The following is a 14,134-nucleotide window of genomic DNA, read 5'->3' as shown; positions in this document are numbered from 1 at the left end:
AACAGCCAATACCTTGCGCAAGCATTGGCCGATTAGCGATTGATCATGCAATCATGGCGTTTTGTCACCGCGTCAAGGATCACCTCAGATGACCACCAGCCAGGCTCACTCCCGCCCCGAACGTCTGCTCCGCATAGCTTCATGGATTGTGGCACTGGTGTTTGCCGTGCTACTGAACATGCTGGGAGAACTGGTTATCCGCGACATGTTCTTCGCGCCGCAATCCGGGCCGCCCGCTGCTGAGCAGTTTGCCGATCAGCAAGCGCAGGCACCGCTGCTGGTCAGCAAGCAAGACCTGGAGCGCCAGCAGCATATCTTGAACGACAAACAGGAAACGCTCGGCACCACACTGGATCGCGCCCGCAAGGATTACGCGGAATCGAGCCAGTCTTTCCGTAACTGGATCGATACCCGCAAGGCCACCGGCAACAGTAGCCAGGACCCGGAAGTGCTCGCCCGCACTCGCCAACTGGATGAACTGCAAGGCAACGTGCGCAACTGGCAGCGCCAGCAAGATGCGGTGAATGACCAGATGCAGGCTCTGCAACTCAAACTCAACACGGTGGAAGGCCAACTTTCGCAACTGCAAAACGAAACCGATCAACGTTATGAACGCGCCAATCAGCAATATCAGTTGAAGGTTTTTGCTTTACGACTGGCGTTTACCTTGCCGATTTTGTTATTGGCGATCTGGCTGTTCATCCGCTTTCGCAAGCATCGTTACTGGCCGTTTGTGTATGGCTTTGGTTTGTTCGCGCTGTTTGCGTTCTTTGTAGAACTGGTGCCGTATCTGCCCAGCTTTGGCGGTTACATCCGGGTTGTGGTCGGGATTGTGCTGACGGTGTTCGCGGGCATTTACATGCTCAAAGTGTTCCAGCGATATGTAGAACGTAAACGCCTGGAAATGCAGCAAAGCCAGACCGAGCGCGCCCGCACTGTGGTCTACGAAAAGGCTATTTCTTCCTATCAGAAAAAGCTCTGCCCATCGTGCGACAAGCCGTGGAATCTGGGTGGCGACGGTGCCAATTTCTGCATCCACTGCGGGCTGGAGCTGTTCCGTATTTGTAGCTGCGGCGGGCGTAATTTTGCGTTTTTCCCGTTCTGCCATAAGTGCGGCGAAGCGGTGCAGAAAGGCGAAGATACTCCCCCGGCTGAAGTGGTGCCCGCGCTTTTACAGGCCAATCGCGACTAATCCCCGCAGCGCAAAAACCGAAGGGCGCAACCGCGCCGCCGGGCTTTGCGCCTGGCCCGTAGTGGGAGCGAATCTTTTACCCAAGACGTAGGGCGGGTATCGTTATTTGATGGCTGAATCAGCCAGCTTGCGCAGAACGCGCGATGCCGCGATAAAACCAAAGGTGCCGGTCACGGTGGTGACCGCACCAAAGCCACCCTCACAATCCAGCCGCACCGGGCTGTCGCCCACTTCTGGCTTGATGCCGCAGACCGAACCATCCGCCTGCGGATAAACCAGCGCTTCGGTGGAATACACGCAATCCACCCCAAATTTCTTGCCGGGCTTGGGAAAGCCAAAATCCCGACGCAGGATGTTACGGACCTTGGCCGCTAGCGGGTCTTGCGTGGTTTTGGAAAGGTCTTCAATGCGGATCTGCGTCGGATCAGTTTGCCCACCTGCCCCACCGGTCACCATCAATGGTAACTTGCGACGACGGCAGAAATTGATGATGGCAGCCTTGGTTTTCACGCTGTCGATGGCATCAACAATGTAGTCGTAACCCGCGCCCAGCATTTCTTCCAGATTGTCGGCGGTGACAAAATCTTCAATCGTATGTACGACGCATTCCGGATTGATCGCCAGCACGCGCTCGCGCATGGCCTCGACCTTCATCCGGCCAAATTGCCCGGAAAAAGCTGGCAGTTGACGATTCACGTTAGACACGCAAATATCGTCCAGATCAATCAACGTCAGTTGACCGATACCGGAGCGCGCCAGCGCCTCCACCACCCAAGTACCGACGCCGCCTATGCCAATCACGCACACGTGGGCGTGGCGAAAGCGCTGCAAGGCCGCAGTGCCGTAAAGCCGGGCAATGCCGCCGAAGCGGCGTTCATACGACTGATCCATCAGATTTGTTCGGCCCAGAGGTCGTGCTCGTCCGAATCGGTGATGCGAACCTTCACAAACTCGCCCACTTTGACGTCGGCGGACGGTTCGAAGTACACCAGGCCATCAATCTCTGGCGCGTCGCCATAAGTGCGGGCAACAGCGCCCTCTTCGTCGATTTCATCGACCAGCACCAGCAGTTCGCGGCCAATTTTGGCGGCCAGGCGCTGGGTGGAAATCTCGGCCTGTTTTTCCATAAAGCGCTGTTTACGCTCTTCGGCGATATCCGCAGGTACGTGATCGGGCAATTCGTTCGCTGTGGCACCTTCCACCGGCGAATAGGTAAAACAGCCCACGCGATCCAGTTGTGCTTCGTCGAGGAAGTTCAGCAATTCCTGGAACTCTTCTTCAGTCTCGCCGGGGAAGCCGACGATAAAGGTCGAACGGATAACCAGATCCGGGCAGATTTCACGCCAGGCTTTAATGCGGCTCAATACATTGGCCGAGCTGGCAGGGCGCTTCATCAACTTGAGAATGCGTTGGCTGGCATGCTGGAACGGGATATCCAGATACGGCAACACTTTGCCCTCAGCCATTAACGGGATGATCTCGTCGACGTGTGGGTACGGATACACATAATGCAGACGCGTCCAGATACCCAGCTTGCCCAGTTCAACCACCAGTTCGGTCATGCGGGTTTTAACCGGACGACCTTCGTAAAAGCCGGTCTTGTATTTCACATCCACGCCGTACGCACTGGTGTCTTGCGAGATCACCAGCAATTCTTTCACACCGGAATTCGCCAGATTCTGCGCCTCACGCAGCACGTCGTGTACCGGGCGGCTATCCAGATCGCCACGCATGGACGGGATAATGCAGAAGGTACAGCGGTGATTACAGCCTTCCGAAATCTTCAGATAGGCATAGTGCTTGGGCGTGAGTTTGATCCCGGCCGGGGGCACGAGATCGACAAACGGGTCGTGCGGCTTGGGCAGATGGGTGTGAATCTGCGTCATCACCTCATCTTTGGCATGCGGGCCTGTCACCGCGAGCACTTTGGGGTGCACCTGACGGATGACATCGCCATCGCCCTTGGCGCCCAGACAGCCAGTGACGATCACTTTGCCGTTCTCCGCCAGCGCTTCGCCAATCGCATCAAGCGACTCTTGCACAGCGGAATCGATGAAACCACAGGTGTTGACCACCACCACGTCGGCATCATCGTAAGAAGCGGAAATCAAATAACCCTCAGCGCGCAACTGGGTGAGGATTTGTTCAGAATCGACCAGGGCTTTAGGGCAACCCAGCGAAACGAAGCCGACTTTAGGCGTAGACATACGTACTCTCCAGCAGGCCGCAGCCACAACGCCACCAGCCGCAATACCAAAACAGAGCGGGCATGTCGCTGTGACATGCCCGCATGGACAACCGGCTATTTTAAATCAATTTTATTTCAACGGGTTATTTCTGCGTTGTACGGCGCTTGGGCGGCGTTTTGTCATCCGGTGCATCTGCGGCGGGCGGGGACGATGGCTCGGGCTCATTGGGATCAACCGGGCTGCCATCGCGGCCATAGCCTGGCATGCCAAAACCGGTAAACAAGTGCTTGGCCCGATCTTGCAACTGTTGCTGCATATCTACAAACAGTGTGGTGCTGCTTTCCAGATATTTACCCATCATGCTTTGCAGCGCCGGGCCCTGGAACTTCATGAAGTCGCCCCAGACATTGGGGTTGAGCATCGGGTTTTCGCCACCGAGTGCATTTTTGGCCTGATCTTGCAGGCGCGTTTGCATCTCGGTGAACAACTGCATGTTCTTTTCCAGATAGTTGCCCATCACGCCCTGCATGGCATGGCCATAGAAGCGGATGATCTGGGTGAGCACGTCGTACGAGAACATCGGCATGCCGCCGGCTTCTTCTTCCAGAATGATCTGCAACAGCACGCTACGCGTAATGTCTTCGCCACTTTTGGCATCCAGCACCTGCACGTCAATCTGATCAAGAACCAGCTGTTTGACATCGACAAGCGTGATGTAACAACTGGTGGCTGTGTCGTACAGCCGACGGTTGGGATACTTCTTGATCACCCGTTTTTCGACGCTCATGCATTTCCCCTGAAAGGTGACTGCGGGTTGTAGTGATTTTCGTATTATTACGAGAATGCTGCCAAGAGTAGCGTCCGTTCATCCGGTATGCAACACTTCATGCTGCACTGCACAAAAATTCAGTTGACATTGCGATTATGAAAATACACAATAAAATCAATTGTGCGATGCATCATAGTTGACTTAGGCAAACATTTACAGCACCGCATAACCATCAATGGATTATTCAGGAGCGCATCATGTCCCAAGCCCAACAACAAATTGCCGATCTGGCCACCGAACAAATCGAAACCGTGCTGCGTTTTGCGCGGTTGTCGCTGGACAGCACCGAGCGACTGTTCAAAGTGCAGGTTGAAGCCACCCGCACTGCTCTGGAAGAAAACGTGAAGAACGCACGTGCTCTGGCTGCCGTCAAAGATGTACAAGAGGCCGTTGCCCTGCGCCAGAAGCTGATTGAAACCAGTGTAGAACAAGCTACTCATTTTTCCCGCAGCGTATTCGAGATTGCCTCGCAAGCCCAGACTGAGCTGAGCAAGCTGTACGAAGAACGCGCAGTCGCCTTTCACAAGGAATTGGTAGGCGGCCTGGATCGCTTTGCCAAGTCGGCTCCAGCCGGTGCCGATGTCGCCGTTGCCGCAGTGAAGTCAACTGCCGCTGCAACCGCTGCTGCGGTCGACAGCCTGACCAAAGCAGCCAAGCAGGTTGCTGAATTCACTGATGCATCGGTAAAGGCAGCTACTTCGGCCACCGCCGAAGCAGTAAAAAGCGCTGCCAAGAAATGAACAAGATAATGCTTTGACTGGTTAACCATGCAAAATGATTGCCTATGTCAAGCATAAAAAAGCCCCGCATTGCGGGGCTTTTTCTTTGCGGAGCATTTCTGGACCGGCTCGGCGATGTTGCAAATAAAAATGTAGCCGGTTTCAGGTTTCTACCAAACCAGCCAGCGATTCGAGTACTGGCTGGTGCGGCAGGGCCAGATATTCCTGCGTTTGCATCTCGGTCAACCGGCTGATCGTGCGAAAGAATTCGCTGGCTTGTACACCATCGAGATACAACTGCTCGGCGAGAACGTCGGCGGAGATAATCAACTTGACCCGCTGGTCGTAAAACACGTCCACCAGCCAGGTAAAGCGCCGCGCTTCCGATGCCTGGCGCGCTTCGAGCGCCGGAATGCCAGACACAATCACCGTTTGGTACATGCGCCCAATTGCCAGGTAATCCGCTTGCCCGCGCTGGTCGCCACATATCTTGAAGAAATCAAACCAGGCCACACCGGGCGCGCGGCGCAGGCAAGTGATGTTACGCCCGGCAATGGTCATGGTTCTGGCTTGATCCGGCCCGGTGGCAATCTGACTGAAAAGCTTGTCCAGTTCGGCATCCGTATCTGCTGTGATCGGCGCCAGATAGGTTCTGGCGGCAGAAAGCGCCCGCAGGCGGTGGTCTTGCCCGCCATCCAGATTAAAGATATCCATCTGCTGCTTGATCAGCGCGATGGTGGGCAGAAAGTTAATGCGCTGCAGGCCATTAGGATACAGGCCATCCGGCGGATAATTGGAGGTGGCAATCAGAATCACACCCCGCTGGAACAACTGCTCCAGTAGCCGGCCGAGGATCATGGCATCGGCAATATCCGAGACGTGGAACTCGTCAAAGCACAGCACACGAACGTTACGAGCGATCTTCTCGGCGATTTTCACCAGCGGATCGGTTTCGCTTTTCAGCTGCGCCAGTTCGCGTTGCACGTCTTGCATGAACTGGTGAAAGTGAATGCGCTTTTTGCGGGCGTACGGCAGCCCCGCGAAAAATGCATCCATCAAAAAGCTTTTACCTCGCCCGACTCCGCCCCAGAACCACACCCCGCGCGGTGGCGCCGGTTGCGGCAAGAGCGTTTTGCCAAACAGCCGATGCCGTTTGCGTTTGAATTCCAGCAGTTCCTGAAACAGTGTTTCCAGTCGGGCAATGGCCGCAGCCTGGGCACTATCTTCAATAAACCCGGGCAGATGCCGTACGCCGTCGTACCACGTTTGCGGGCTGGTACCAGATTGCGGGGGAGTGATCACATGCGCGGACATGGCTTAGTTTTAATCGCGGACAAGGTGTGACGCATTATACGGAGCAAGGCCAACAGTGACATGGTGCCATTCCCGCATCGCGCGATTGCATTAGAATCAGCATCTCTCCCGTCGAGGTTTCTTGCCATATGACATCATTCAGCCGTTTTGTTGTTGCCATTACGACTTTCGCAACTGCCGCGTTCGCCAGTGCCGATGGCGGCGCACTGACTTTGCGCTTTGCCAGTCCGCTATGGAACGGCAGCAGCATTCCAGCCGGACAGCAATGCAGCAAATTGGGTGGCGCCGGTGCCACGCCCGGGCTAAACGTGTTTGATGTTCCGGCCAACGCCAGCGCCTTGCTGGTGGAGTTCTCCGAGCATGGCGGTGCCAATGACGGCGGCGGCATGGGCCGCTTGATTTACACCGTGCCCAAAGGCGCCACCAGTGCGCAGATTCCCGCCATCGCCGCCCAAGGGCCGGTTCCTGCTGGCGTCAAATCCCTCGGCGCACGTGATGGTTCGATTTACGCCCCGCCCTGCAGCAAGGGTGGCCGCTACGTCGTTACCGTTAAAGCACTGGCCAACGCCGCAGACCCAAACCCGGTTGCTGAAGGTCGGCTCGATATGGGTCGCCTGCAGTAATGGGTCCATGTCGCCAATCCGCGCTTGATGCAGCCTGATGTCGCAACCCTGGCCCCACCCTCAATTTGCGCACCCCGCCTTTGCCACCTTGCGGGCCTGGCTGGAAGGATTTGCGGCTTTTCCTGATCACTCAAGCTGGGCGCGAATCCCCGACCGTCCGCGCGCGCAATCTGGTGCGATCATCCAGTTTGTCGACCCCGACAGTTTGACGCGCTATTACGAAGCGGAAATCCACGAACTAGGCCGTGTCGCCACTCGCCTGGATGACTGGCATGATTGTTTCAACGCAATGATCTGGCTGACCTTCAGCCGCACCAAAGCCGCGCTGAATGCATTGCACTACCGGCATCTGCCGCAAGGCGGCAAGGGCCAGCGCGGGCCGATCCGTGATGCGGCGACGTTGTTTGATGAATGTGGTTTGATCGTGCCGTATTGTGACGCTGCGCTACTGGATGCGTTGCGCGGCCACGATTGGCACCAGTTGTTTGTGCAACGACGTGCAGATTGGGGCCAGACAATTGAGGCAGTCTGTTTTGGTCATGCCAATTACGAAGCGCTGCTTGAGCCGTTTACCGGCCTGACCGGAAAGTGCTGGCCCGTACCCGTCAGTGCCGAATACTTCCGTTGGCCGCAGGCGCAAAAACTGGCTTGGCTGGATGATTATCTCGCCGCCCAGATCAACGCCGATCAGTTGCAAACGCCCCGCCAGTTACCGCCCTTGCCATATCTGGGCGTGCCGGGCTGGTGGCCCGAACAAGACGCCAGTTTCTACGCCAATACAAAGTATTTTCGCCCACTGCGCCAACCAGTTCATCACCAGGCGTTTAATGAGTAACTGGCAGGCGCAGGCTTTCTGGCGCGGGCCACTGTTGCAAGACCCACTTCAAGGCGCTGCCCAATTGGGCTCGATCAAAATCCGGATTGAACACATGCAGGCTGGCCCCGTGCAATAACATGCGCAGAGCCAGTAAATCCGGTTCAAACGGCGAGTTGGGAGTGATGCCGAAAATGCGTAAATTGGCCCGGTGCATGACTGGATAAACCCGCTCAGACAAGCGGACATCGCCGCGCGCAGCCATCCAGACTTCCAGAATTGCCAGTGAATCGGTTTGTTGGCCCACCATGGCCAAGCCGTAGAGCGCCAGGTACACACGTTCACGCGGCTGCATTGCGCCAGTGGCATCGATCTTGCGCGCCTCAATCTCAATCAGATCTTCAATCAGGGTTGGCAACAGATCATACAAACCATCAGGAAAATGATAGCGCAATGCTCCGCGGGTAACGCCAGCAAGGTCGCAGACGCGTGCTTCACCCAATTGGGCGTAGCCTTGCTCGATCAGTATTCGACGCGCGGCATCGAGTAATTGCTGACGGGTGATGCTGGAACGGGCTTGTGCACTCATGACGCCATTCTATCGAGTCATCACGAATCTGACACTTGAATAAAAATACAGAGATGTATGCCTGGCGCGCCTTGCAGGGCAATTCTGACATATCAGACAGACGGAAAGCGGTCAGATAAAAATCAGCCTGGATAAACGAATATGTCGCTGGGACTTGCACGCCGGACCAACCGACTGCGATCCCGCATGTGCGCCGGGGGGCCATTCGCCCGTTCATCCTTGCCACGGGCCACCCAAACATTCGATCTGTGGCGCTGATTCGTTCGGCAAAGCCGCAAACACCCGGCTATGGTGAAAAGGCAAGCGTCGTTTCCGGTTCTGGTGATCAGGGCGGGGTCGTGCCAGGCACGAACTACCGCATCCATGCAGTGATTTTTGCTGCTTTTCGATTCGCGTTTTTTCAGTCATTCACAGCGAATCGAATCACGAAGGGGGAATACGTCATGCAAGCGCTGTGGAAAATAAAAAGGCGCCGCAGTGCGGCGCCCTGGACAACGGCAGTCAAACCGCCGTCGCATGTTGTAACCGGTCCGGTTACAGATCCTTCGCGTTCGAAGCCAGGTACTCGGCCACGCCCTTCGGATCAGCCTTCATACCGGCCTTACCCTTGTTCCAGCCAGCCGGGCACACTTCGCCGTGTTCTTCAGTGAACTGCAGCGCGTCAACCAGACGGATGTATTCGTCCACATTGCGACCCAGCGGCAGATCATTGATTGACTCGTGACGCACCACGCCGTCGCGGTCGATCAGGAACGTGCCGCGGAAAGCCACGCCATCAGCGGTTTCCACGTCGTAGTCTTGTGCGATGGAGTGCTTGGTATCAGCAACCAGCGGGTAGCCGACCGGGCCAATGCCGCCCTTTTCCACCGGGGTGTTACGCCATGCGTTGTGGGTGAACTGGCTGTCGATAGACACGCCAATCACTTCAACGTTACGGGACTTGAATTCAGCCAGGCGGTGATCAAACGCGATCAGTTCCGACGGGCACACAAAGGTGAAGTCCAGCGGATAGAAGAACACCAGCGCGTATTTGCCCTTGGTGGCTTCTTTCAGATTAAAGCGGTCAACAATTTCACCATTGCCCAGAACGGCGGCTGCGGTGAAGTCGGGAGCTTGTTTGCCAACGAGAACGGCCATGTGAATCTCCTGTAAATGATCGGTTGCGTAAACCCGAAAACGATAGTTGCTGGGGGTAGAGGCTGTCAAATCGGGAAAGTTCATGCTGATGATAGAGACTGCCTATCAGTCAGCCGGAGTCAGTCCAGCGCAGTGTCTGTTTTTCCCTCAGATCACCTCATCCTCTCATGCAAATATTGTCGTTTGCTTACAGAGTTGCCATGATAGCGCCTTGCTCGTAAAGCCCTTCATCAATCTGCGGCCGGTGCAGCGTACCGGAGCATGCAGCCGAGTTTTTCCGAGGAGCCAGGCCCGATGCTGTACCCGATTTTCCGTCGCCGGTTTATTGCCGCAGCGCTGGCCGCTTTGGCATTGGGCCCGTCGCCCGCTCGTGCGGTAGAACCAATCACCATTCTCACGCAGCAGGATGTTTACAACGATTACCAGCGTTTTATCGGCAAACGTAATCCGCTAACCCTTAGTCATTTTGCGGGCGAAGGCTCGCGTCGTGACGTGGTGGAGTTAGTACTGGTGCAGCAGGCGTTGGCGCTGGGCGGATTGAGTCGGCCCGTCAAACTGGTCAAGGTCGACAACAATAGCGACTCGTATACGCGTTATCTGAAAGAAATTTTGTCCGGCAATGCCACCATGGGCGGCAACTCGGCATGGCAAATCGATCTCAAGTCGATTGATGACAAGATTTATATTTCCTCCCCGCTGATCCGTCAGGGTGAGTTTGAGGCGGGTTTATATACCTCGCCCGACAACAAAAAAGCCCTGGCTGCGCGTTCGCTAGACGACGTGCGCCAGCTGACGGCGGTCGTGGCCGACAGCTGGAAGCCCGACGTCGCCACGCTGGAAGGCCTCAAGCTCAACCAGTTGCTGCAGACCCAAAGCTGGGACTCAATGGTCGGCATGGTAGAAAAAGGTCGCGCCGACGTTTTGCTGGCACCATTCCAGCCGACTGCAGATATGTCACTCACGCTGGGCGAATATTCGCTGGTGCCGATTCCCAATGTGAAGGTGGGGCTGGCTGGCAGCCGTCACCTGTTCGTTAGTCGCAGCGCCCCACACGGCGCAGAAACCTTCGATGCACTTGAAAAAGGCCTGGCCAAATTACGCGCAAAAGGCACCATTGAACAAGCTTATAAAGAGTCCGGCTTTTTCAACGCACGCACGCAAACCTGGCTGAAGATCAACTAGTGTCATCGCGTTGCGCCCAAGCAGTTGCCCACAGACCCCGGTCATGCGCCGGGGTTTGTCTTCTACAGACTTCACCAGCGATACCGGTGATGACATTTACCGTTTACCATGCATCGGGTGACGATACCTAACCGCCCTCTTTTGCTACGCCCTGCCCTTGCCAGAGGCACTTTTGCCATTCTGGCCGCGCTGCTGATCGCCTTGATGCTGGCAGCCAGTATCAGCGGCACAGTACATATCCCCTTAGGCGCCCTGTTTCCCCTGCTGTATGCCACGCCGCAAACCCCGGACGAAACGCTGTGGCAGACCGTGCTGTTCGACGTGCGTTTGCCGCGAGTGGTGTTCGCGGCGGTCTGCGGTGGCGGACTGGCGATTTCCGGCGCGGCCATGCAAGCGCTGTTTCGCAATCCGCTGGCGGAGCCAGGTCTTGTGGGAGTCTCTGCCGGTGGTGCTTTAGGCGCCGTTGCCGCCATTGTGTTTGGTGCCACTGCTTTTGGCTGGATCGCCGGCATGGCCTTTTGCGGCAGCCTGGCCGCCTTGTTTGTGGCATGGCAAATTGGCCGGCGCAGCCGTGCCGTAGCCGGATTGCTGTTGGCGGGAGTGGCCATCAATGCGGTTTGCGGCAGCCTGACTGCCTTATGTACCTGGGTGGCGACTGACGCCCAATTGCGATCACTGACATTCTGGAACATGGGCAGTCTGGCTGGCGGCAACTGGGCATTGCTGGCCTTTCTGGCTCCGTGGACTCTGCTGTTGTCAGTGCTCTTGCTGCGAGAATGGCGTGGTATGAACGCACTCTTGCTGGGCGAGCGTGAAGCCGGGCATCTGGGCTTCGCCATTCGCGGATTGCAGCGACGCCTGACCGTGCTGGTCGCCCTGCTGGTAGGGCCGCTGGTGGCTGCGTGTGGCACCATCGGCTTTGTCGGGCTGGTCGTCCCTCATCTGGTGCGCATCGTATTGGGCGCCCAGCATCGGATACTGTTGCCTGCATCCATTCTGACCGGCGCCATTGCGCTGGTACTGGCTGACTGGCTGGCGCGGATCGCCTTGTCACCCGCCGAAGTGCCAGTCGGGATTGTCACCAGCCTGGTCGGTGGGCCATTCTTTTTGTGGCTGCTGGCCCGCTGGAGTAAGCCATGATTGCAGTTCGGCAATTGCGCTGTGTACGCGAAGGCCGCGTGGTGTTGGATGACATCTCGTTTGCGGTCAAGGCGGGCGAGTTTATTGGCGTGCTTGGGGCAAACGGTGCGGGTAAATCGTCTTTGCTGGCTGCGCTGGCTGGCGATCTGCCGCTGCAAACGGGAGACATTACCCTCAACGGCGTGGCGCTCAAACAACTGACCCAACGCCAACTGGCCCGGCAACGCGCGCTGTTGCCGCAATCGCCAACGCTGGCGTTTGACTTGCCGGTGCCCGAAGTCGTAGCCATGGGCGCCTACCCCTTCGAGGATCTCGCCGCGGCGCAGATTGAGGAGTTGATCACTCAGGCATTGGCATTGGCGGACGCGGCCGATCTGGCCGGGCGCCACTATGCCGGGCTCTCCGGCGGTGAACAGCAACGGGTGCAGTTTGCCCGCGTGCTACTGCAGATACTCGCAGCAAGCCCCAGCACCGAACGCTTGTTATTGCTGGATGAACCTACGTCCAGCCTCGACCCCAAGCATCAACACGGTTTGCTCAGTGCAGTGCGGGAATTGGCACAACGCGAGCAATTGGCCGTGCTGGTGGTGCTGCATGACGTCAACCTCGCGGCACGCTGGTGCGACCGGCTGTTATTGCTCAATGACGGAAAAATGCTGGCGGATGGTAAACCGGCAGAAGTGCTGACTGCGCAAAACATGCACGCGCTCTACGGGATGTCCGCCGACGTACTAGAATATCCGCCCGGATCAGGACGGCAACTGGTGTTGTTTGGCTGATTGCTCTTGCGCATGTGCACGTTTGTTCCAGCGCAACGCCACGCGCAAACGCCGAAAATCGTCTGCAGGCATGCTGTCTGGCCACAAAACCAGACGCTGCACTTTACGGACGTTTTGCACACGTAAATGCAGTACCAGCAAATGCGCACTGACCATTGTGGAACCCAGTACTTGAGCGGCTTGGGGAGATTCGTCGCCCCAGCCAATCTGCAAAGCCCCATCGCCTGCCAGAACAAGCAATCCGCGCGGGGTCGGCTGGCACCATAAGTAAACCAGGTATGCTGCCGTCCCAAGCCAGGCCAGCAGCCGCCACGACCACGGCAAAGCGATAGCACTGAGCGCCGCTGCAGCAGCAAAAACACAGCACAGATAGAAACCGGCGCGCCCGCCCCCAAAGGAGATGTGCAACGCCGGAGCGGTCACGCGCATAAGTCGTTGAACCTGGCTTATTGAACCTGGATACTGCCCGAGACAGTCACTGAAACCTTGCTCTCGCCACCTTCAACCGGTGGCGGCGCGGGATTGTCAGCTGACATCGCTGCCTTCATCATCATCGGGCGTGGCATTGGCGGCTCAAACGACTGGGTGTTGACGTTCATGTTCACGGTGCGCCAGCCCGCGCCATCCATCCCGCGCTGAATCAGCTCGGCGCGCTGGCGAAAGGCCTTGATGCTCTCTGTAATCAGCCCGTCTTCGGCCGCTTTGCGCGACTCATCGGACACGCCATAGCGAATGCCCGCCAGTTGCATGGGTACACCGTTGGACAATGGTTGCTGCAATTGCCCCAGCAGTTTAGAGAGTGACGCAAAGTCGCGGCTGGTCAGACGCAACTCACCCCGGCCACGCCAGCCATCTTGCTTGCTGGTTTTATTGTTGTAGACCGGATAAGTGGTGTAGCCAGTGCCTGCAGATTGCACCGTGCCATATTGTTTGGAGACGCGGATTGCGGCGGCAAGCGTCTGGTTGACCTTGTCTGCCAGCTGCGCTGGATCGTTATTATTGATTTCAACAAACAAGGTGGCGGACGCCATGTCATTGCTGACGTCCTGGCTGGAACTGGCTTCCAGATTGACTACGTTGTAGTTGAGCGGCTCGGCTTGAGCCAGACCGGAACAAAACAGCACAGCAACAATAGCAAGTGCAGGTCGACGCATGGGTTTTTCTCCTGTGCGCCGACTGTTCCCGACGCATTAGTGATAGTTATGATCTGAAGGTGTGTTGTGGATATCTTCGGCCACGCTATCCATCACGCCCATGTGAATCTCTACATCAAACCATTCCCAGAACAGTTTGAGCGTGCGCTTGGCCGGCCACAGGCTTTCGTCCTCAACCCACGACGCAAGTTCCATCTCAAACAAACGTTCTGCCAGATCATCGATATACGAAATACCGTCTTCAGGTTCGCTGACTTCCGGAACCATAATCACGGTGCAATCGCTACGGATGTCTTCCAGCGACAATACAATATCGTTGCCCGGCAAGGCATTGAGCCAGTCGAGGAAAGGTTGCTTGGGGCGAATCAAAGCCGCCGAACGATCAACGATAAACATAGAACCCATACTCCTTGATGTTTCCACAGGGCCGCACCAGTACCGCGAAAAGTCGCGACACTGTGTGCCAGCTCACA

The 14,134-nt window shown here is 56.7% G+C and carries 16 protein-coding genes; 7 read left to right on the top strand and 9 right to left on the bottom strand.

Translation table 11 applies throughout. From position 1 onward, the window contains the following. The first annotated feature begins 88 nt into the window (after positions 1-88). Positions 89-1,192 (top strand): serine endopeptidase, encoded by a 1,104-nt coding sequence (locus N7220_RS16515; RefSeq protein ID WP_283148616.1) that lies wholly within the window; start codon positions 89-91, stop codon positions 1,190-1,192. Positions 1,193-1,294: 102 nt separating this feature from the next. On the opposite strand, the gene tcdA is transcribed toward N7220_RS16515, so the two are convergent. The 3 genes from tcdA to phaR form a co-directional block, all read right to left on the bottom strand. After that, complete coding sequence (gene tcdA / locus N7220_RS16510; RefSeq protein WP_283148615.1) at positions 1,295-2,083, bottom strand: tRNA cyclic N6-threonylcarbamoyladenosine(37) synthase TcdA; 789 nt, start codon at positions 2,081-2,083, stop codon at positions 1,295-1,297. Next, the gene (gene rimO, locus N7220_RS16505) at positions 2,083-3,399 is read right to left on the bottom strand and encodes a 30S ribosomal protein S12 methylthiotransferase RimO (protein WP_283148614.1); all 1,317 of its coding nucleotides are present in this window, start codon (positions 3,397-3,399) and stop codon (positions 2,083-2,085) included. Before rimO ends, tcdA begins: the two co-directional genes overlap by 1 nt. A gap of 124 nt (positions 3,400-3,523) precedes the next feature. Beyond that, positions 3,524-4,168 carry a polyhydroxyalkanoate synthesis repressor PhaR gene (phaR, locus tag N7220_RS16500; protein WP_283148613.1) on the bottom strand — a complete coding sequence of 215 codons (645 nt, stop codon included), beginning with the start codon at positions 4,166-4,168 and terminating at the stop codon, positions 3,524-3,526. 239 nt (positions 4,169-4,407) lie between these two features. Between phaR and N7220_RS16495 the strand changes: the two genes are divergently transcribed. Then, the gene (locus N7220_RS16495) at positions 4,408-4,950 is read left to right on the top strand and encodes a phasin family protein (RefSeq protein ID WP_283148612.1); all 543 of its coding nucleotides are present in this window, start codon (positions 4,408-4,410) and stop codon (positions 4,948-4,950) included. Between the two features lie 141 nt (positions 4,951-5,091). Here the strand turns inward: N7220_RS16495 and zapE are convergent, their stop codons facing one another. Beyond that, positions 5,092-6,243 (bottom strand): cell division protein ZapE, encoded by a 1,152-nt coding sequence (gene zapE, locus N7220_RS16490; RefSeq protein ID WP_283148611.1) that lies wholly within the window; start codon positions 6,241-6,243, stop codon positions 5,092-5,094. A 128-nt stretch (positions 6,244-6,371) separates the two neighbouring features. Between zapE and N7220_RS16485 the strand changes: the two genes are divergently transcribed. After that, positions 6,372-6,866: a hypothetical protein gene (locus N7220_RS16485; RefSeq protein WP_283148610.1), complete on the top strand. Its 495-nt coding sequence runs from the start codon at positions 6,372-6,374 to the stop codon at positions 6,864-6,866. A 37-nt stretch (positions 6,867-6,903) separates the two neighbouring features. Next, complete coding sequence (locus tag N7220_RS16480) at positions 6,904-7,701, top strand: DUF3025 domain-containing protein (protein WP_283148609.1); 798 nt, start codon at positions 6,904-6,906, stop codon at positions 7,699-7,701. On the opposite strand, the gene N7220_RS16475 is transcribed toward N7220_RS16480, so the two are convergent. After that, positions 7,691-8,269, bottom strand: a complete 579-nt coding sequence (locus tag N7220_RS16475; RefSeq protein ID WP_283148608.1) for a TetR/AcrR family transcriptional regulator — start codon at positions 8,267-8,269, stop codon at positions 7,691-7,693. The two genes, N7220_RS16480 and N7220_RS16475, sit on opposite strands and share 11 nt — an antisense overlap. A 534-nt stretch (positions 8,270-8,803) precedes the next feature. Beyond that, positions 8,804-9,406, bottom strand: a complete 603-nt coding sequence (locus tag N7220_RS16470) for a peroxiredoxin (RefSeq protein ID WP_283148607.1) — start codon at positions 9,404-9,406, stop codon at positions 8,804-8,806. Between the two features lie 294 nt (positions 9,407-9,700). On the opposite strand from N7220_RS16470, the gene N7220_RS16465 reads away from it, so the two are divergent. The 3 genes from N7220_RS16465 (at position 9,701) to N7220_RS16455 (ending at position 12,507) form a co-directional block, all read left to right on the top strand. After that, positions 9,701-10,588, top strand: a complete 888-nt coding sequence (locus N7220_RS16465) for a hypothetical protein (RefSeq protein WP_283148606.1) — start codon at positions 9,701-9,703, stop codon at positions 10,586-10,588. A 141-nt stretch (positions 10,589-10,729) separates the two neighbouring features. Further along, the gene (locus N7220_RS16460) at positions 10,730-11,728 is read left to right on the top strand and encodes a FecCD family ABC transporter permease (RefSeq protein WP_283148605.1); all 999 of its coding nucleotides are present in this window, start codon (positions 10,730-10,732) and stop codon (positions 11,726-11,728) included. Continuing rightward, positions 11,725-12,507 carry a heme ABC transporter ATP-binding protein gene (locus N7220_RS16455; protein WP_283148604.1) on the top strand — a complete coding sequence of 261 codons (783 nt, stop codon included), beginning with the start codon at positions 11,725-11,727 and terminating at the stop codon, positions 12,505-12,507. Before N7220_RS16460 ends, N7220_RS16455 begins: the two co-directional genes overlap by 4 nt. Here the strand turns inward: N7220_RS16455 and N7220_RS16450 are convergent. From N7220_RS16450 to N7220_RS16440, 3 genes are read right to left on the bottom strand one after another with little or no spacing between them, the layout of a single operon-like run. Beyond that, positions 12,478-12,936, bottom strand: coding sequence for a protein YgfX (locus tag N7220_RS16450; RefSeq protein WP_283148603.1), 459 nt, complete (start codon positions 12,934-12,936; stop codon positions 12,478-12,480). The genes N7220_RS16455 and N7220_RS16450 overlap by 30 nt on opposite strands. A gap of 17 nt (positions 12,937-12,953) precedes the next feature. Beyond that, a complete protein-coding gene (locus N7220_RS16445) occupies positions 12,954-13,661 on the bottom strand; it encodes an SIMPL domain-containing protein (protein WP_283148602.1) in 708 nt (235 codons plus the stop codon). Positions 13,662-13,697: 36 nt separating this feature from the next. Next, positions 13,698-14,057, bottom strand: a complete 360-nt coding sequence (locus tag N7220_RS16440) for a hypothetical protein (protein WP_283148601.1) — start codon at positions 14,055-14,057, stop codon at positions 13,698-13,700. Positions 14,058-14,134: the final 77 nt, after the last annotated feature.

It is taken from the genome of Silvimonas soli (assembly GCF_030035605.1).
In the GTDB taxonomy this organism is placed as follows: domain Bacteria; phylum Pseudomonadota; class Gammaproteobacteria; order Burkholderiales; family Chitinibacteraceae; genus Silvimonas; species Silvimonas soli.
The sequence above is the reverse complement of the archived record's forward strand: the minus strand, read 5'-3'. Positions and strand labels throughout refer to the sequence as shown.